Source organism: Bradyrhizobium sp. SZCCHNS3002, assembly GCF_032377435.1.
In the GTDB taxonomy this organism is placed as follows: Bacteria; Pseudomonadota; Alphaproteobacteria; order Rhizobiales; family Xanthobacteraceae; genus Bradyrhizobium.
The window spans coordinates 132,995-151,248 of record NZ_JAUHHY010000002.1 but is presented as its reverse complement, the minus strand read 5'-3'; the positions used below and the strand labels follow the sequence as shown (position 1 = coordinate 151,248).

Sequence of the window (18,254 nt, the reverse complement as noted above, 5' to 3'; positions counted from 1 at the left end):
TGGTCTTGCTATGGAGAGAGACCCCTCACCCGAGCGAGTATGATGCTGATAGTATCGATGCCCTCTCCCACAAGGGGAGAGGGCGCAGTCATGAGCACCGTGCGAGCGCTGCTGCCCCGTTAGCTCACCGCCACCGCTCGCGCATGCGCGCGCCAAGATCGATGCGCGGCCCCTGGCTCGCCACCGCCGCGCCCCTCTGCACCCGCGGCCAGCTGGTGCGCTCGAACAGCGGCACCAGGGCCTCCGGAATGAACCGCGTGCGCGAGGCATAGACATGACGATCGCCGCGCACCGGCTGGCCGTGGACGAAGAAGCGCTGCGGCACCAGGAGATGCAGATCGTCCTTGGCGCGGGTCATCGCGACATAGAGCAGCCGGCGTTCCTCCTCCAATTCGGCGCTGGAGCCGGCGCCGAGATCGGATGGCATGCAGCCGTCGACGACGTTGAGGACGTGTACGGAATTCCACTCCATCCCCTTGGCGGAATGGATGGTGGAGAGGATCAGATAGTCCTCGTCGAGCAGGGGCACGCCGGCCTGATCGGAGGTGGCGTCGGGCGGGTCGAGCGTCAGCTCGGTGAGGAAGCGCTCGCGCGAGGGATAGCCGCTCGCGATCTGCTCGAGCTGCAGCAAATCGGCGGTGCGGACCTCGGCGTCGTCGTGGACGCGCTCGAGATGCGGCTGATACCAGTGCCTGACGCGCTCGATATCTCCAGGCCATTGCGAGACGCGCAACTGCTCCAGCGTGCGCACGAACGCGGTCCAGTCCTCGCCGGCGCGCGCCGGCGTTGGCTGCTCGCACAGCCGCGCGATCGGGTCGGCGCTTTCACTCACGGCATCAAGCAGGCGCTGCGCCGACGCCGGGCCGATGCCCGGGATCAGATGCAGCACGCGGAAGCCGGCGATGCGGTCGCGTGGGTTGGCAACGAAGCGCAGGCAGGCCAGCACGTCTTTGACGTGGGCGGCATCGAGGAACTTCAGCCCGCCGAACTTCACGAACGGGATGTTGCGGCGCGTGAGCTCGAACTCCAGGGGACCGCTGTGCGAGGACGTGCGGAACAGCACGGCCTGCTGCTTCAGCACGATGCCTTCCTCGCGCTTCGCCAGCACCTGCTCGACGATGTAGCGCGCCTGGTCGGTCTCGTCGCCGACGGTCACGAGCTGCGGCTTGCGCGAGCTCGTGCGGTCGGTCCACAGATTCTTGGTGAAGCGCTCGCGCGCCAGCCCGATCACGCCATTGGCCGCCGTGAGGATCGGCTGGGTCGAGCGGTAGTTGCGGTCGAGCGTGACGATGTCGGCGCGCGGGCTGAACTGATCGGGAAAGTCCAGGATGTTGCGCACCGTGGCGGCGCGGAAGGCGTAGATCGACTGCGCATCGTCGCCGACCACGGTGAGGCCCGCCCCAGTCGGCTTCAAGCCGAGCAGGATCTGCGACTGCAGCCGGTTCGTGTCCTGATATTCGTCGACCAGCACGTGATCGAATCGATCGCCGATCTCCCGCGCGATCGTGTCGTCCGCCATCATCTGCGCCCAGTACAGCAGCAGATCGTCGTAGTCGAGCACGGCATTGGCCTGCTTGGCCTCGACGTAAGCGGCGAACAGGCCCTTCAGCTCGCCGGCCCATTCCGCGCACCACGGAAAATGCCGCACCAGCGCTTCCTCCAGCGGCATGTCGGCGTTGACGCAACGCGAGTAGATCGCAAGGCAAGTGCCTTTGGTCGGGAAGCGCCGCTGCGTGTTGGACAGGCCGCGCTCATGCCGCACCAAATTCATCAGGTCGGCGGAATCCTCGCGATCATGGATCGTGAACACAGGGTCGAGGCCGACGCGCTCGGCGTAGTCGCGCAGCATCCGCGCGCCGAGGCCATGAAACGTGCCGGCCCAGGTCAGGCCCGCGGTAACGGCCTCAGCCTGGCCGCCCAGCACCTTGCGGGCGATGCGCTCGACCCTGCGGCTCATTTCGCTCGCCGCGCGGCGCGAGAACGTCATCAGCAGGATGCGGCGCGGATCGGCGCCATTGACGAGCAGATGCGCGACGCGATGCGCGAGCGTGTTGGTCTTGCCCGAGCCCGCGCCGGCAATGATCAGCAGCGGCGGGCCCGGCGCGGCGCAGGCACCGCCATGCTCGACGGCGCGGCGCTGCTCCGGATTGAGATCGTCGAGATATGTCGCAGCCGTGGCCTGCACGAATCGTCCCTCAGCCTGCAAGAATCAGTGATTTGCGCCGCATGTGCAACGCGATGGCCCGGTCGCGGCAGCGTTTTACATGATTCGCAACCGGTCTTTTTTGCCACGGTTGCCCACAGAGCGTCCGCCAGCCGCTTGCGCTGGCGCGCGTGCACTCCTATCCAATCAGCCCCGTCACGAATCTCGGAAGAACACCGTGTCGAATTTTGCCTCCATCATTGCCGCTGAGCTCGCCGTCAGGGATGCCCAGGTCCAGGCCGCGATCGACCTGCTCGACGGCGGCGCGACCGTGCCGTTCATCGCGCGCTACCGCAAGGAGGCGACCGGCATGCTGGACGACACGCAGTTGCGCACCCTGGAGGAACGGCTGCGATATCTGCGCGAGATGGATGCACGGCGCACCGCGATCATCGAGAGCATCAAGTCGCAGGGCAAGATGACGCCGGAGATCGAGCTGGCGCTCGCGACCGCCGACACCAAGGCCCGGCTCGAGGACATCTATCTGCCGTTCAAGGAGAAGCGCCGCACCAAGGCGCAGATCGCGAAGGAAGCCGGGCTCGAGCCGCTTGCCGACATGCTGATCGGCGATCCCATAAAGAATCCGGAAGACGAAGCGAAGGCATTCATCAAGAAGGACGGCGACAATCCGGTCAAGGACGTCAAGGCCGCGCTCGACGGCGCCCGCGCGATCCTGGTCGAGCGTTTCGCCGAACATGCCGATCTCGTCGGCTCGCTGCGCGAGGAGATGTGGACCCGCGGCGCGGTGAAATCGTCCGTACGTCATGGCAAGAAGACCGAGGGCGCCAAGTTCGCCGACTACTTCGATTTCTCCGAGCCGTTCACCAAGCTGCCGTCGCACCGCATCCTCGCGATGCTGCGTGGCGAGAAGGAAGAGGTGCTGCAGCTCGATTTCGGCGATGGCGAGCCGGAGGACTCCAAGGATCCGACGCTGTATGAGAACCGCATCGCGGTGACATTCGGCATCTCGCGGCAGGGCCGCCCGGCCGATCAGTTCCTGTCGGACTCCGTGCGCTGGGCCTGGCGCACGCGCATCAAGACCTCGCTGGCGCTCGATATCCGCATGCGGCTGTGGCAGGAGGCGGAGAAGGAGGCGGTGCGCGTGTTCGCCGCGAACCTGCGCGATCTCCTGCTCGCCGCGCCCGCCGGCGGCCGCGCCACGCTCGGGCTCGATCCCGGCTTCCGCACCGGCGTCAAGGTCGCGGTCATCGACCGCACCGGGAAGTTCGTCGATCATGCGACGATCTATCCGCACGAGCCGCAGCGGCAGTGGAACGAGAGCATGCTGACGTTGGCGCAGCTCTGCATCAAGCATCGCATCGATCTGGTCGCCATCGGCAACGGCACCGCGTCGCGTGAGACCGAGAAGCTGGTCAACGATTTGATGAAGCTGAAGCCGGATCTCAAGCTGACCAAGGCGATCGTCTCGGAGGCCGGCGCGTCGGTCTATTCGGCGTCGGAGTTCGCCGCCAAGGAATTCCCCAATCTCGACGTCTCGATCCGCGGCGCCGTCTCGATCGCCCGCCGACTGCAGGATCCGCTCGGCGAGCTCGTCAAGGTGCCGCCGGCGTCGATCGGCGTCGGCCAGTATCAGCACGATCTCAATCAGTATGAGCTGGCCCGCGCGCTCGATGCGACCGTCGAGGACTGCGTGAACGCCGTCGGTGTCGATCTCAACACCGCCTCGGCGCCGCTGCTGGCGCGGGTGTCGGGCATCGGCGAGAGCCTGGCGCAGAACATCGTCGCGCATCGCGATGCCAACGGTCCGTTCCCGACCCGCGACAAGCTCAAGGAGGTGCCGCGTCTCGGGCCGAAGGCGTTCGAGCAGTGCGCCGGCTTTTTGCGCATCCGCGACGGTGACAACCCGCTCGATGCCTCCGGCGTGCACCCGGAATCCTATCCGGTCGTGAAGAAGATCCTGGAGACGACAAAGAGCGACATCAAGGTGCTGATCGGCGACACCAAGACCTTGAAGACGCTCAATCCGGCGAAATTCGCCGACGAGCGCTTCGGCGTGCCGACGGTCACCGACATCATCAAGGAGCTGGAGAAGCCGGGCCGCGATCCGCGTCCGGAGTTCAAGACCGCGACCTTCCAGGAGGGCGTCGAGAAGATCACCCATCTCAAGCCGGGCATGATCCTGGAGGCGACCATCACCAACGTCGCGGCTTTCGGCGCCTTTGCCGATATCGGCGTGCACCAGGACGGCCTGATCCACATCTCGGCGATGTCCGAGAAGCGCATCAACGATCCGCGCGAGGTGGTGAAGCCGGGGCAGGTCGTGAAGGTCAAGGTGCTCGACGTCGACGTGCCGCGCAACCGCATCTCGCTGACGCTTCGGCTGTCCGATCCGCTGCCGGCCAAGGGCGAGAAGCGGACCAGCGCACGGCCGCCTGCGGGGCGCATGACCACGCGTGAGGAGAAGCCGTCCGGCGGCGGCGCGTTCGCCGCGGCGATGGCCAAGGCCGCGGAGCGGCGCAAGGGCGCCTGAGGCGGATGGTGATGAGGCGCCGCGGAGGGCATGTCTCGTCTGCGGCGCCATCTCTGCGGCGCCATGGCATTCGGCGTCGTGGCATTCGGCGTCGTGTCGTTGCCGCCTTCCCTATCTCCGCGGCCACGCGTACATTGGTCGGCGGGTTGTGAGTGGGGACCGCGCATGACGAACCGGACCGTGATCATGGCCGGCGCAACCGGGCTGGTGGGACGGGAGCTGCTTCGCGGTCTGCTCGCCGATCCGACCGTGGATCATGTGCACGTCGTCGGCCGCCGTGCGCCCCCTGACGTTTCACCCAAGCTGACGGCCCATGTCGTGGATTTCACCGCGCTGCCGTCCCTGCCGCCGGCCGACGAGCTCTATCTGGCTCTGGGGACCACGATCAAGGTGGCCGGGAGCCAGGCCGCCTTCCGCGCCATCGATCACGACGCAAACCTCGCCGTCGCCAGGGCCGCGCTCGCGAGCGGCACCAGGCGCGTCGGTCTGGTCAGCGCGATGGGGGCAGATAGCACGTCGCGCGTCTTCTATAGCCGGGTGAAGGGTGAGCTCGAGGATGAGCTCACCGCGCTGCCCTTCGAGGGACTGGTGATCGCGCGGCCTTCGCTGCTGGTCGGCGCGCGGACGGAGCTGGGACAGCCGAGCCGGCCGGGCGAGGAATGGGGCAACAGGCTGAACAACATCATCGGCTTCCTGATCCCGGCGAACTACAAGCCCATCGCCGCGGCGGACGTCGCCAACGCGCTGCTCATGGCTGTTCCTACGGTGGCCGGCAAGCGAGTGATGCTGTCAGGGGCCATGCGCCGATGATCGAGCCTGCCGCTCTTGCGTAGCGGCCAAGTCGCGCCATTTATGAAAAAGCGAATTCGATTGGTGGGGTTCGGCGATCTCCGTAGTTATACGGCTCATCGCCTGCGACTGTCGGGGTCTTAACATCTTAACCATATCTGGCTGTTAGTTGTGCATCGAGGAAAAACGAGCCCGGTGTTTCATGCGCAGACAGCTGCTTGAATTTTGTTTCTTGGCATTGGTGGGAACCCTGCTCGGATCCCAAGCGGCGACGGCGTCTCCGCGAATGGTGTCGCTGGTCTTCAACTCGCAGGTTCAGAATCCGCAGCAGGTCGGGTCGGACGAATTTCGCGTGAAGCTGCAGGCGCTGGCCGGCAAGCGGCTCATCATCGATGAGCGTGCGGGCAACGCATTCGGCAGCGAGGCGGCGGTGCTGGCTGCAACCCGGAGCGGCGCGGTGGACGTGGCCGTGGTGTCCGGCGGCATCGCCAGCGCGGTGGTGCCCGAGCTCGGCGTCTTCGACATCCCGTTCCTGTTTCGTGACACCGCGCATGCCAAGGCGGTTGCGCAAGGGCCTGTCGCCGCCGCGATCGGCGCCAAGTTCGCCGACAAGGGACTGGTGCTGCTGGCGCTGGGCAAGCAGGGCTTTCGCAATCTCACCAACTCGAAGCGCCCGGTCCGTACCGTCGATGACGTCAAGGGCCTCAAGATCCGCGTGATCCCCAATCCGGTCTACCAGATGACCTTCAAGGCGCTCGGCGCCGACGTGATGCCGATGGATTTCCCGCTGGTCTATGCCGCGCTCAAGGACGGTCGGCTCGACGGTCAGGAAAATCCGGTCGCCACCATCGCGGCCAATCGCTTCGACGAGGTGCAGAAATATCTGACGCTGACCGGGCATTTCTTCGCGCCGATCGCCTTCGTCGCCAACCGCGCGATGTTCGACCATCTCGATGCGGCGGATCGTGATGCGTTGGTTGCCGCCGCCAAGGCGGCTGCGGAGGTCACCTGGCAGGCCCAACTCGATGCGCAGAAGCTCGAAGAGCTGCGCAAGGCCGGCATGGAGGTGATCGAGACCTTCGACCGCAAGACCTTCGTCGATGCGGTCAGGCCGCTCGATGCCGACTTCGAGAAGCGCTTCGGCAAGGAGCTGCTCGCCACCATCAGGTCCACTCCGTGAAACAGCCGGGCAAATCGATGAAATTGTCTTCTCTGATGTCTTGGATCGGCGTCCGCCCGCGAATCTTCGGCGGCTTCGCCCTCATCCTGAGCTTCCTGGTGTTGCTCGGCGGCTTCGCCATGGTCCAGGTCGGGCGCATCGGCGGCACTGTGGACGAACTCGTCACCAGCGCGGCCGGGGACGCCGGCATGTCGCAGGTGCGTGCCGCGCTGCTCGGTGCCAACGGCGCGGTCGAGAGATTCATCCGCACCTGGAACGTCGGTGACAAGGATGCGGCCAGCAAGGCGATCGACGCCGTCGGCGGTCTCGCCGATCAGGTCGAGAAGCAGTCCGGCAGTCTGAAGGTGCTGGCTGAAGGCGTGGGCCCGGTGCGAAGCGCGCTGGCGGCCTACCGCTCGTCGTTCGCTGCCGCAGCCGAGGCCGTGGACCGTCTGCGCGCGGCGACGACCAAGACCGACGCATTGGGCGCCGCTGCCGGAATCAACATGGGCGGCATCCAGGTGGCCCTCGCCAATCGCGCTGGCAGCGAGCCGCTGATGAATCCGTTACGTCTGGCCAGCGTCGTCGATGCGGTTCGCATCGCGGTGATGCGCTATACCAATACGTTGTCGAATGGCGATGCCGACGATGCGCGGCTGACCTTCGTCTATGCGAAGCTCGCGATCGCCGATACGGAGGCCGAGATCGCGAGTGTCGATGATGCCAAGCTGAAGGCGCTGGTTGCGGCGCTGAAAGAGGCTCTGACGGCGGACGCCGCCGCGCTCGAGGAGGTGATCAAGGTGGCCGCGGACCTGCGCGCCAAGCAGGCGGAGCTCGCCAAGGCGAGCGCCTCGATCGATACCCAGGTCAGCCAGATCAACCGGCAGCTTGGGACCGCGCGTGCAGAGCAGGCGGCGCGGACCGGCGTCGCGGTCGAAGATACCAAGCAGACCGTGATCGTGACCGCAGCCGCAGCGGTGATCTTCGGCGCGGTGCTGGCCTGGCTGATCGGCGCCAGCGTGTCCACCCCGATCCGCGGCATGACCGACCGCATGCAGTCGCTGGCGGCCGGCGAATTGGATCAGCCGATTCCCGGTGGTGAACAGCGCGACGAGATCGGCCGGATGGCGCGCGCCGTGGAGATTTTCCGTGACAATGCGCTTGCTGTCCGCCGCATGGAGCAGGAAGCGGCGACACAGCGTGAAGCTGCGGAGGCCGAGCGCGCCCGCATGATGTCCGATCTGGCTGGCCGGTTCGAGCAGGGCATGCAGGGTGTCATCACCGGCGTCGGCGGGCGTGCGACCGAGATGGGCGAGAGCGCCAGCGAGCTGGCACGCGTCGCCGAACGCGGCCGCGGCCTTGCGGAAGCGGTCGCCAGCCGGGCCGAGCAGGCGTCCGTCAATGTGCAGACCGTGGCCTCGGCGACCCAGGAGCTCGCGGCCTCGATCAGGGAGATATCCTCCCAGGTGCAGCGCTCGGTCACGGTGTCGACCCGGGCGACGCACGAGACCCAGCGGACGTCCGAACTGATCGACGGGCTGTCCAGCGCGGCGGAGAGGATCGGCACCATCGTGCAACTGATTCAGGCGATCGCGAGCCAGACCAACCTGCTGGCGCTCAACGCCACCATCGAGGCGGCGCGTGCCGGCGAGGCCGGCCGCGGCTTTGCGATCGTCGCGAGCGAGGTGAAGAATTTGGCGTCGCAGACCGCGCAGGCGACGGAGCAGATCTCGAGCCAGATTGCGACCATCCAGAGCGCGACGCAGGAGACGGTCGGCGCGATCGCCCAGTTCGGAACGACGGTGCGGGAGATCGCCGAGATCTCCAATGCGATCGCCGCCGCGGTGGAGCAGCAGGGGGCCGCAACCAGCGAGATCGCCCGCAACGTCGAACAGGCGGCCAGCGGCACGGCGGCGGTGACGCAGGAGATCGGCGACGTGCGCAACGTGGCCGGGCAGACCGATGCCGGCGCTGAAGCTGCGCTGGCGGCGGCCGCCGCGCTGCAGCAGCAGGCCGCTTCGCTGAGGAGCAATGTCGCCGACTTCCTGCAGACGATCCGGACCGCGGCCTGAGCCGCAAAGCCGGTGGTCACTGGAGTTGACGCAGGGGACGCCGGCTCGCACTCTGGGGCATGACCGAGCACCAGCCGCGCTCCCTTGCGCTTCCCGTCGACGGCGCGGGCGTCGTGTCCGCGCTGTTCATGGCCCCGCCTCGGCCGCGCGCCTGTTTCGTGTTCGCCCACGGCGCGGGCGCCGGCATGAGCCACGTCTTCATGAGCCAGACCGCCGCAAGCCTTGCCGCACGCGGCATCGCGACGCTGCGCTTTCAGTTTCCCTACATGGAGAAGGGAAGCAAGCGCCCTGATCCGCCCGCGCTCGCCCACGCCGCGGTGCGGGCGGCCGTGGCGGAGGCCGCGCGGCTCTGTCCGGGGCTGCCGCTCGTCGCGGGCGGCAAGTCGTTCGGGGCGCGCATGACGTCGCAGGCGCAGAGTGCAGCGCCGCTGCCGGGCGTGGCCGGGCTCGCCTTTCTCGGCTTTCCACTTCACCCCGCCGGCAAGCCCTCCATTGCGCGCGCCGATCATCTCGACGCGATCGAGGTCCCGATGCTGTTCCTGCAGGGGACGCGCGACAAGCTTGCGGAGATGGAGCTGCTCGCGCCCGTCGTGAGGCGGCTGGGACCGCGCGCGACGTTGCATTGGCTCGATCAGGCCGACCACGCCTTCCACGTGCCTGCGCGCTCCGGCCGGAATGATCAGGCCGTCATGGAGGAGCTGACGGAGGCGTTTGCGGCGTGGCTGGAGACTCTCCAGGGGCGTGCCGGCTGATGCGCCGAGCGTCCATTTCCAAGAAAATGGCACGAGAACAAAAATAGAACTTTCATGTCGCCGGAGGTTGAGGCACAGTCATATTGAACGGCCGGAGAGGGGGAGTTCGATGAATTTGCCGGTGTCGGTGTGCGCGCTCGGCGTGCTGATGCTCTCCGCAACGCTGTCACTCGCCGATGCCAGGCTGACCGGCATGGTGCTCGTGAAGGGGACTTGCCAGAAGCTCATCGTCGCTGGAAAGGATCGCAGCTTGGAATGCAAGGGCACGCTGCTCAACACCGACTATGACGATCAGCGCACCGGCTTTTACTTCACCTTGCTCGACGGCAGCATCGTCACGTTCTCGAATCGTGGCGATCTGCAGGAGCAACCCGGCCCCGACAAGTTCGTCACACCGGTCGACATGATGATCTTTGGCCAAAGTCGGACGGCGATCAACAAGGTGACGGCCAAGGGGCAATGCCGCCACGGCAATCCGTTCAAGGGACCAGATATGATCGAATGCACCGCCGACAGCGAGATCGGCCGCTTTGAAGGGCTATTCATGTCCAATGGCGAGAAGCCGGTGATGCAGACCTTCTGAGGCCGTCAGCTCTGTGCACAAGCAGGATGGGCCAGCAGGAGAGCTCGTCGCGGCGTCGCTGGTCGTCACTCGCGATCGTACGGTCCACGCGGCAAATCCGGCCCACTCGGAAATATCCACTTTGTCAGAAGATCGCGATGAGAAAGACAGCTTCATCCGTTTGGCTGCTGGCCCTCGGCGCGGCGAGCCTGCCGGCCATGTCGGTCCGTGCAGAGTATGGATTGAAAGGGATCGAGACGTTTCGTGGCCCCTGCAGGAAGCTCACCGTCGCGGCAAAGAACCGGACCGCCGATTGCAGGGGCGTTTACCTCATACGCGTTACAGTGATGGACGCGGCGGCTTGGAGCAAGACGCCCGGCCTCTGAGGCTGCGATCTCCCGACTCCCGAAAATTTGGCGCGACATCAGGCGCGAAATATTGCAACAAGTCGGCGTTATGGGGCCGGGGTATGCGGGGCGCCAGATCTTGGAGAGTGTGATGTTCCGATACGTTGGCGTCGTCCTGGGGCTGCTCTGGAGCCTCGTATCGATCAGCGCCGCGCTGGCGGACGACGCCAAGCTCCGGATCGGCGTCCTCCGATTGTCCTCGTCCGCGCCGGTGTTCATCGCGCTGGACAAGGGCTACTTCCGCGACGCCGGCCTCGACGTCGAGCTGAAGTTTTTCGATGCAGCGCAACCGATCGCCGTGGCGACGGCCACGGGCGACGTCGATGTCGGGGTGACCGCCTTCACCGCGGGATTGTACAACCTTGCAGGCAAGGGCGCGTTGAAGATCATCGCCGGCATGAGCCGCGACCGCCCGGGCTTTCCGCTGATCGGCTACTTTGCCAGCAACAAGGCCTATGAGGCAGGTCTCAAGACGCCGAAGGACATTGCCGGCAAGCGCGTGGCGATGACCCAGGTCGGGTCGAGCTTTCACTACTCGGTGGGGCTGCTGGCCGACAAATACGGCTTCAAGCTCGGCGACGTGAAGATCGTGCCGCTTCAGTCGATGTCCAACATGTCGGCCGCGATCAAGGGCGAGACCGTTGACGCGGCGCTGATGCCGGTTTCCGTCGCGCGCAAGCTGATGGAGGAGGGTGCCGTCAAACATCTCGGCTGGGTCGGCGACGAGACGCCGTGGCAGGTCTCCGGCGTGTTCGCCGGGCCGAAGACGCTGGCCAACACGGCCCTGGTCGGCAAGTTGCTGGCATCGCTTCAGCGCGCCGAGCGCGAGTATCATGATGTCGTGCTCGCCTCGGTCAAGGACGGCACTGCCGCCATCGACGACAAGACCAGGCCATTGCTGGAGATCATCGGCAAGTACACCAACCTGCCGGTTGAGCAGGTCGTGGGCAATTGCGCCTATATCGATCCCGACGGCAAGCTCGACGTGAAGAACATCGACAGCCAGATCAAATGGCTTCAGGCGCAGGGTTTCGCGGACCAGGGCTATGATGCGGCTGCGATCATCGCCAAAGACCTCGTGAAGCCGGATTGATGAGGGCAGGCGCGGTGCGGACCTGCAGCGGGATCATCTGACATGGACCTGATCGCCGAGGCCATCAGCCACCGTTTCGACGCGCTCGAAGTGCTCGATGGCGTGTCGTTCACGGTGGGAGCCGGCGAGGTGGTGGCCATCGTTGGACCGTCCGGCTGCGGCAAGAGCACGCTGCTGTCGATCCTCGGCGGGTTGTTGCAGCCGAGCAAGGGGCAGGCGCTGCTGCGCGGAGCCCCGCCGCCCGGCAGCCTCAATCCCTTGACGTTCGTGTTCCAGGACTTCGCGCTGCTGCCGTGGGCGAGCGCCGCCGATAACGTCGCGTTTCCGCTCCTCCATACATCGCTGTCGACGCAGCAGCGCGCCGCCGCCGTCGACGATGCGTTGCAGCGGACCGGGCTGGCCGACTTCCGGACCGTCTATCCCAAGCAGTTGTCGGGCGGCATGCGCCAGCGGGTCGGCATTGCCCGGGCGCTGGCGGTCCGCCCGGCAATCCTGCTGATGGATGAGCCGTTGTCGGCGCTGGACTCGCAGACCCGCGAGCTCTTGATGGAGGATTTCGTCGATCTGCTGGCCGACGGCACCATGGGGGCGATCTATGTCACGCATAATCTCGAGGAGGCGGTGCGGCTCGCCGATCGCATCGTCGTCCTGTCGCGCCGTCCTGGCCGCATCCGGAGGGTCGTCAGCGTCCCGGCGACGCGGCGCAGCCGCGGTGACGCCGGAGTGCGCGCGCAACTTATGGACCTGCAGAACGAGCTCTGGGGGCTGATCCGGAGCGAGGCGATCGATGCCGAGCGCGAGGTCCAGAATGCTTGAACGATCCCCGGCCGAACCGCCCGAGGTCGCCGGTGCGCAGAGCCGGAAGGTGCCGTTCCGGGGTGGCGGCTTCACTCCGGCCGCGAGCCGCTGGGCCGGCTGGCTCGCGCTCGCGGCGGCGCTCGGCCTGTGGCAAGTGGTCGGCAGCCTCGCGCTGGTCAATCCCTTGTTCCTGCCGACGCCGTTGACGATCCTGCGCGCCTTGTATCGATTGGCCGAAAGCGGCGCGCTCTGGCAGCATGTCTCGGCCTCGTTCGTGCGCATCGTATCCGGCTGGGCGCTCGGCACGGCCACAGGCATCGTCACAGGCTTCGCGATCGGCCTCTGGCGCATTGCGCGCAGCATCGGCATCACGTTCGTCTCTGCGCTGTTTCCGATTCCGAAGATTGCCGTGCTGCCGTTGCTGATTCTTTGGCTCGGCATCGGCGAGCAGCCGAAGATCGCGACGATCGCGCTGGGCGTGTTCTTCTCGACCACGATCTCGGTCTATAGCGGCGTCGATGCGGTGCCGCGCAATTTGATCCGCATGGCGCAGAGCTTCGACGTGCCGTTCCCGACCATCGTCCGCCGCGTGATCTGGCCCGGGGCGCTGCCATCGATCCTCGCCGGTTTCCGCATCACCGCGTCGGTGGCGCTGATGCTGGTGGTTTCGGCGGAGATGATCGGCGCCGAGACCGGCATCGGCACTTTCGTGCTGCAGGCCGGCAACCTGATGCAGACCGATCAGCTGATGGCGGGGATCCTGATCCTGTCGCTGTTCGGCCTCGTCGTCGGCCGGCTGATCAGCATGCTCGAGGCGCGGCTGCTGCGCTGGCGGTGACGGACCGGCGTCACGCGTTGCCGCGATCCTCGCGGAACAGGTCGAGCTTCTGCTGCACCGGGCGATCCGAGAACGAGAACAGCACCGCATCCTCGTCCGGCTCGTGGCTGACCCATTGCCAGCTCGGAACGACGAACAGATCGCGCGGGCCCCATTCGAAGGTCTGGTCGCCGATGCGGCTGCGGCCCTTGCCCTCGATCGCGGTGAACACGGTCGCGTCGGTCGAGCGATAGCGCGCGGTCTTGAAGCCCTTCGGCAGCAGCTGGATGAAGGTGCCGATCGTCGGCATCGCGAAATCGCCGGTCTCGGGATTTGAGAATTTCAGCTTCAGCCCGTGGCAGGCATCCCATTCCTCGCTGCGCTTCGCGTTCTCCAGCGCCTCGCGCGTATAGATGTAGGGATAGTTGAAGATCGGCGATGTCCTGGATCTGCGCTTGGCGTCGACAGGCAGGAGGTTATGTCCGTAGCGCGCGAAGCTGTCGCCCGCGGGGCGCGCGACCTTCTGCTGGTCCTCCTGCGCGCCCTGCGCGAACGATGCGTCGAGAAACTGCACCAGCGGAATGTCGAGGCCGTCCAGCCAGAACATCGGCTCGGTGGTCTCATTGCCGTGATCGTGCCAGGTCATCGACGGGGTGATGATGAAGTCGCCCGGCTCCATCAGGGTGCGCTCGCCCTCGACGGTCGTGAAGGCGCCCTTGCCTTCCAGCACGAAGCGCAATGCGGACTGGCTGTGCCGATGGGCGGGGGCGACGTCGCCCGGGATCACCATCTGAACGCCGGCATAGAGCGAGGTGGTGATCTTGGATTGCCCGCGCAACCCGGGATTCTCCAGGATGAGCACGCGCCGCTCGGCCTCCTTCGCCGTGATCAGCCGCCCGGCCTCGATCATATAGTCGCGGATCGCCGCGAACTGCCATAGATGCGGGCGACAGGCGCTCTTCGGCTCGGGCGTGATGAGATCGCTCATCACCGTCCACAGCGCCGTCATGTTTTCGCCGTCGATCTTCTTGTAGAACGCCTCGCGCTCTGGTGTCGAAACCGCGGCCATGCGTCCCTCCCATGATCAGATGTCGTTCTTAATTGACAGTATACTGCCAATTTGATTACCGTCAAATACAACCAGAGCCATCGCATCGGGAGGACTGCCATGATGAAGCTGCACGGCTATTTCCGCAGCAGCGCATCCTATCGAGTCAGGATAGCGCTCAACCTCAAGGGTCTCACGGCCGAGCATCTGCCGCATCACCTCCGCAAGGGCGAGCAGCGCGCGCCCGCCTATCTCGCGCTCAACCCGCAGGGGTTGGTCCCCGCGCTCGAGGACGACAGCGGCGTCGCGTTGATCCAGTCGCTTGCGATCATCGAATGGCTCGACGAGACCCATCCTGAGCCACCGCTGCTGCCGAAGGATCCGTTGCGGCGCGCCCAGGTCCGCGCCTTCGCGCAGGTGCTCGCCTGCGACACCCATCCGGTGCAGAACCTGAAGGTGCTGGCGCGGCTCCGGGAGCTCGGCCTGCCCGAGGACAAGGTCACGGCCTGGGCCGGCTGGGCCAATCGCGAGGGGCTCGCTGCCTGCGAAGCGCTGATCAAGCATGAGCCCGGACCATTCTGCTTCGGTGCCGCGCCGACCCTGGCGGATCTGTGTCTCGTGCCGCAGCTCGGCAATGCACGCCGCTTCGGCGTCGATGTCGCAGCGTTCCCGCGCCTGCTGCAGGCCGAAGCCGCGGCGAAGGCGCTGCCGGCCTTCGCCGATGCTGCTCCGGAGCGTCAGCCCGATGCCGAGTAGGCCGCCCGACATCACGATGGACGCAGTCTACACCAAGCCGGGCTATCTGTTCCGGCGGATGCAGCAGATTGCGGTGTCGATCTTCGTCGAGGAGTGTCGGGAGTTCGACCTGACGCCGGTGCAATACGCGGCGCTGGTCGCGATCCAGACGCACCCGGGCATCGATGCTACCCGGTTGTCGGCGGTGATCGCCTTCGACCGTTCGACGCTCGGCAGCGTGATCGAGCGGCTGGAGAGTAAGGGCCATATCGAGCGCAAACCGTCGGCCGAGGACAAGCGCGTCAAGCTCCTTTACCTGACCAGAACGGGTGGCGCACTGCTCCGTGCGATCATGCCGGCGGTCGATCGCGCCCAGGCCCGCATGCTGGCGCCGCTGAAGGCCGCGGATCGCAAGATGCTGATGGCCCTGCTGGCGCAGCTCGTCGATCTCAACAACGAGGTCTCGCGGGTGCCGCTGCGCGCCGAGGATGCACTGGAGCATCTTGGCAAGGCCGGCTGATCGCGGAGCTCCGCGGCTCTCGGGCGGACGGCGTCGATTCACAGCCGCATCACCGCCTGGCGATCGATCTTGCCCGTGCCCGTCTTCGGCAACTCGTCGAGGAACACGATCTCGCGCGGATATTTGTAAGGCAGCAGCTTCGTTTTCACGTAATCCTGCAGCGCCTTGACCGTTGCGGGCTCGTCCCTGGATCTGCCGTTGGTGACCACCACGGCCTTCAGGCTCATGCGACGATCCGGCAACTCGTGCGCAAACACGGCGCACTCCCGGATATCGGGATGCTCGGCGAGGCAGAGCTCGACTTCGAGCGGATAGACCCATTGTCCGGAGATCTTGACCAGATCGTCGGCGCGGCCGCGGAAGAAATGGAAGCCGTCGGCATCACGCACGAAACGGTCGCCGGTGTAGATCCAGCCGCCATCGCGGATCGTCTCCGCGGTCTTGTCCGGACGGTTCCAGTAGAGCGGCGTGTTCGAGTCGCCGCGTACCCAGAGAATGCCCTCTTCGCCGGTGACGACCTCGCGTCCTTCGCCGTCGCGCAGCGCGATCTCGTAGCCGGGGACGCGCAGGCCCGCGGCGCCGAGCTTCTTGCGGTCCTCGCGGTTCGAGAGATAGACGTGCAGCACCTCGGTCGAGCCGAGGCCTTCGACGATCTCCAGGCCGGTCAGGCTCTTCCAGCCGTTGAAGACCTCGGCCGAGAGCACCTCGGCCGCGGAGACCGCGAGCCGCAGTGACGAGAAGTCCGCCTCCTTCGCACCCTCGGCCTTGGTGAGCGCGGTGTAGAGCGTCGGCAGGCCGAAGAACACGGTGGGACGGAAGCGGCTGATCGCATCGAAGATGGCGGCGGGTTTCGGCTGGCCGGGCAGCAGCAGCGTCGTCGCTCCGGCCGAGAATGGAAAGGTGATCGCGTTGCCGAAACCGTAGGCGAAAAAGATCTTGGGCACCGAGAAGCAGATGTCGTCCGGCGTCAGCCGCAGCACGTTGCGCGCGAACGCCTGCTCGCTATAGGCCATGTCGTGCTGCAGATGGACGATGCCCTTGGGGCGACCGGTGGAGCCGGACGAGTACATCCAGAACGCCATCTCGTCGCGGTGGGTGTCGGCCTCCGCCAACTGATCGCTGAAGTCGTGCATCCACGCATCGACGGCAACCGTCGTTGCGACGGCCGTGGCCGGCACATCGCCGTTGACGACGATCAGCGTGCGCAGCGCGGTCTCGGCGCAGGCCTGGGCGTCGAACCGTGCGGCAAACTCGGCGTCGGCGACCGCGACCTTGGCGCCGGAATCAGCCAGATAGAATTGCAGCAGATCCGGCGGCGTCAGCGTGTTGATCAGCAGCGGCACGAAGCCGGCGCGCACTGCGCCGAAGAACGCGGCCGGATAGGCCGGTGTATCGTCGAGGAACAGCAGGACACGATCGCCGCGGCTGAGCCCGAGCGCGGCGAAGCCGTTGCCCCAACGGCAGGCGTCGGCACACAGCTCGGCATAGCTGCGCTGGCCGGCGGGACCGATCAGCGCAGCCTTGTCGGCGTTGCCTCTGGCGAGATTGTCGAACAGCACACGGCTGGCATTGTAGCGGGCGGGAATCGCGAAGCCGATCTCGCGCGCGCCGGCGCTGTCGCGCGGAACCTTGTCGGCGATCTCGTTCGTCATCCGTGCGCTCCCGTGCGCCGAGCTGCCTCGTAGCGGGCCATGAATTGCGGGGCCATCGCCCGCAGCCTGGAATCATCGATGCGCCCGGACCGGGTGATATAGCTGTAGGCGAAATCCAACAGGCCGAGCGTCATGTGGGCCGGGAAGGATTCATACCAGTCGCTACTGGTCCGGGCCGCCGTCACCAGCTTCTTCACGATTGGCTGCCGCTCGGCCTGATAGCGGGCGAGGCCGTCGGAGAGACTCCTCTCGGCATCGAGCGCCTTGGCGAGCGCGATCGCGTCCTCGATCGCCAGCCGCGTCCCGGAGCCGATCGAGAAGTGCGCGGTATGCAGCGCGTCGCCGATCAGCACCATATTCCGGTGCCACCAGTGCTCGTTCCAGACCCAGGGGAAATTGCGCCATACCGATCGGTTGGAGACCAGCGCGTGACCATCGAGCGTGGCGGCAAACACCTGCTCGCAGACGCGCCGGGATTCATCGACCGACATCTCGGCGAAGCCATAAGCGTGCCAGGTGGCGCGATCGCATTCCACCAGGAACGTGCTCATGTCCGGCGCATAGCGATAATGGTGCGCGTTGAAGCTGCCGTGGTCGGTCGCGACGAAGGTCTGCGACAGCGTCGCGAATGTCTTCGACGTGCCGTACCAGGCGAACTTGTTGCTGGAGTAGGACACGGAGAAGCCGAAATCGCCTTCGAAGCTGCGGCGGACCAGCGAGTTCAGCCCGTCGGCAGCGACGATCAGATCGTAGCCTGCGAGCTGGTCTAGCGACTGGACGGTCGTGCCGTAGCGGGCGACGACGCCGACGCTCTCGGCGCGGGCCTGCAGCAGCTTCAACAGCTCGAGCCGGCCGATCGCGGAAAAGCCGACGCCGTCGATCTCGACGGTCTCGCCGCGCAGATTGAGCGTGATGTTGCGCCAGCTCTCCATGCGCGGCGCGATCGCGTCCACGGTGTCGGGATCGTCGGCGCGCAGGAATTCAAGCGCCTGGTCGGAGAACACGACGCCAAAGCCCCAGGTCGCTCCAGCCGGATTCTGCTCGAACAGATCGACCACGGCGGCGGGGTGCCGCTTCTTCCAGAGATAGGCGAAATACAGCCCGCCAGGGCCGCCGCCGAGCACGGCGATGCGCAAGGACGTCCTCCATATTGACA

16 protein-coding genes are annotated in these 18,254 nt (G+C 66.1%); 12 read left to right on the top strand and 4 right to left on the bottom strand.

What is annotated here, in order from left to right:
* Positions 1–124 precede the first annotated feature (124 nt).
* Positions 125–2,185 carry an ATP-dependent helicase gene (locus QW845_RS05090; RefSeq protein ID WP_315800551.1) on the bottom strand — a complete coding sequence of 687 codons (2,061 nt, stop codon included), beginning with the start codon at positions 2,183–2,185 and terminating at the stop codon, positions 125–127.
* Positions 2,186–2,381: 196 nt separating this feature from the next.
* Here QW845_RS05090 and QW845_RS05085 point away from each other — a divergent pair, with 196 nt between their 5' ends.
* The 10 genes from QW845_RS05085 (at position 2,382) to QW845_RS05040 (ending at position 13,164) form a co-directional block, all read left to right on the top strand.
* The gene (locus QW845_RS05085) at positions 2,382–4,694 is read left to right on the top strand and encodes a Tex family protein (RefSeq protein ID WP_315800550.1); all 2,313 of its coding nucleotides are present in this window, start codon (positions 2,382–2,384) and stop codon (positions 4,692–4,694) included.
* 165 nt (positions 4,695–4,859) lie between these two features.
* Positions 4,860–5,504 carry an NAD(P)H-binding protein gene (locus tag QW845_RS05080; RefSeq protein WP_315800549.1) on the top strand — a complete coding sequence of 215 codons (645 nt, stop codon included), beginning with the start codon at positions 4,860–4,862 and terminating at the stop codon, positions 5,502–5,504.
* 265 nt (positions 5,505–5,769) lie between these two features.
* Positions 5,770–6,663, top strand: coding sequence for a TRAP transporter substrate-binding protein (locus QW845_RS05075; RefSeq protein ID WP_315800548.1), 894 nt, complete (start codon positions 5,770–5,772; stop codon positions 6,661–6,663).
* Positions 6,664–6,698: 35 nt separating this feature from the next.
* Positions 6,699–8,714, top strand: a complete 2,016-nt coding sequence (locus tag QW845_RS05070; protein WP_315800911.1) for a methyl-accepting chemotaxis protein — start codon at positions 6,699–6,701, stop codon at positions 8,712–8,714.
* A gap of 59 nt (positions 8,715–8,773) precedes the next feature.
* Positions 8,774–9,466, top strand: coding sequence for an alpha/beta family hydrolase (locus QW845_RS05065; protein WP_315800547.1), 693 nt, complete (start codon positions 8,774–8,776; stop codon positions 9,464–9,466).
* Positions 9,456–10,049 carry a hypothetical protein gene (locus tag QW845_RS05060; RefSeq protein ID WP_315800546.1) on the top strand — a complete coding sequence of 198 codons (594 nt, stop codon included), beginning with the start codon at positions 9,456–9,458 and terminating at the stop codon, positions 10,047–10,049. Before QW845_RS05065 ends, QW845_RS05060 begins: the two co-directional genes overlap by 11 nt.
* A 137-nt stretch (positions 10,050–10,186) precedes the next feature.
* Complete coding sequence (locus tag QW845_RS05055; RefSeq protein ID WP_315800545.1) at positions 10,187–10,414, top strand: hypothetical protein; 228 nt, start codon at positions 10,187–10,189, stop codon at positions 10,412–10,414.
* A gap of 112 nt (positions 10,415–10,526) precedes the next feature.
* Entirely contained in the window at positions 10,527–11,528 is a 1,002-nt protein-coding gene (locus tag QW845_RS05050) for an ABC transporter substrate-binding protein (RefSeq protein WP_315800544.1), read from the top strand.
* Positions 11,529–11,570: 42 nt separating this feature from the next.
* Complete coding sequence (locus tag QW845_RS05045) at positions 11,571–12,344, top strand: ABC transporter ATP-binding protein (RefSeq protein WP_315800543.1); 774 nt, start codon at positions 11,571–11,573, stop codon at positions 12,342–12,344.
* The gene (locus QW845_RS05040) at positions 12,337–13,164 is read left to right on the top strand and encodes an ABC transporter permease (RefSeq protein ID WP_315800542.1); all 828 of its coding nucleotides are present in this window, start codon (positions 12,337–12,339) and stop codon (positions 13,162–13,164) included. Before QW845_RS05045 ends, QW845_RS05040 begins: the two co-directional genes overlap by 8 nt.
* 10 nt (positions 13,165–13,174) lie before the next feature.
* Here QW845_RS05040 and gtdA read toward each other — a convergent pair whose 3' ends face one another.
* Entirely contained in the window at positions 13,175–14,212 is a 1,038-nt protein-coding gene (gtdA, locus tag QW845_RS05035; RefSeq protein WP_315800541.1) for a gentisate 1,2-dioxygenase, read from the bottom strand.
* 102 nt (positions 14,213–14,314) lie between these two features.
* Here gtdA and maiA point away from each other — a divergent pair, with 102 nt between their 5' ends.
* Together maiA and QW845_RS05025 are read left to right on the top strand one after the other, a co-directional pair.
* Positions 14,315–14,947, top strand: a complete 633-nt coding sequence (gene maiA / locus QW845_RS05030) for a maleylacetoacetate isomerase (protein ID WP_315800910.1) — start codon at positions 14,315–14,317, stop codon at positions 14,945–14,947.
* A complete protein-coding gene (locus tag QW845_RS05025; protein WP_315800540.1) occupies positions 14,937–15,446 on the top strand; it encodes a MarR family transcriptional regulator in 510 nt (169 codons plus the stop codon). Before maiA ends, QW845_RS05025 begins: the two co-directional genes overlap by 11 nt.
* Positions 15,447–15,484: 38 nt before the next feature.
* Here the strand turns inward: QW845_RS05025 and QW845_RS05020 are convergent, their stop codons facing one another.
* Positions 15,485–17,098 (bottom strand): benzoate-CoA ligase family protein, encoded by a 1,614-nt coding sequence (locus tag QW845_RS05020; protein WP_315800539.1) that lies wholly within the window; start codon positions 17,096–17,098, stop codon positions 15,485–15,487.
* Positions 17,095–18,234, bottom strand: a complete 1,140-nt coding sequence (locus QW845_RS05015; RefSeq protein ID WP_315800538.1) for an FAD-dependent monooxygenase — start codon at positions 18,232–18,234, stop codon at positions 17,095–17,097. Before QW845_RS05015 ends, QW845_RS05020 begins: the two co-directional genes overlap by 4 nt.
* Positions 18,235–18,254: the final 20 nt, after the last annotated feature.

Coding starts and splice junctions, on each gene's coding strand:
- QW845_RS05025 (WP_315800540.1), top strand. CDS start 14,937: ATGCCGAGTAGGCCGCCCGACATCACGATGGACGCAGTCTACACCAAG.
- QW845_RS05040 (WP_315800542.1), top strand. CDS start 12,337: ATGCTTGAACGATCCCCGGCCGAACCGCCCGAGGTCGCCGGTGCGCAG.
- QW845_RS05045 (WP_315800543.1), top strand. CDS start 11,571: ATGGACCTGATCGCCGAGGCCATCAGCCACCGTTTCGACGCGCTCGAA.
- QW845_RS05050 (WP_315800544.1), top strand. CDS start 10,527: ATGTTCCGATACGTTGGCGTCGTCCTGGGGCTGCTCTGGAGCCTCGTA.
- QW845_RS05065 (WP_315800547.1), top strand. CDS start 8,774: ATGACCGAGCACCAGCCGCGCTCCCTTGCGCTTCCCGTCGACGGCGCG.
- QW845_RS05070 (WP_315800911.1), top strand. CDS start 6,699: ATGTCTTGGATCGGCGTCCGCCCGCGAATCTTCGGCGGCTTCGCCCTC.
- QW845_RS05020 (WP_315800539.1), bottom strand. CDS start 17,098: ATGACGAACGAGATCGCCGACAAGGTTCCGCGCGACAGCGCCGGCGCG.
- maiA (WP_315800910.1), top strand. CDS start 14,315: ATGAAGCTGCACGGCTATTTCCGCAGCAGCGCATCCTATCGAGTCAGG.
- QW845_RS05080 (WP_315800549.1), top strand. CDS start 4,860: ATGACGAACCGGACCGTGATCATGGCCGGCGCAACCGGGCTGGTGGGA.
- QW845_RS05055 (WP_315800545.1), top strand. CDS start 10,187: ATGAGAAAGACAGCTTCATCCGTTTGGCTGCTGGCCCTCGGCGCGGCG.
- gtdA (WP_315800541.1), bottom strand. CDS start 14,212: ATGGCCGCGGTTTCGACACCAGAGCGCGAGGCGTTCTACAAGAAGATC.
- QW845_RS05075 (WP_315800548.1), top strand. CDS start 5,770: ATGGTGTCGCTGGTCTTCAACTCGCAGGTTCAGAATCCGCAGCAGGTC.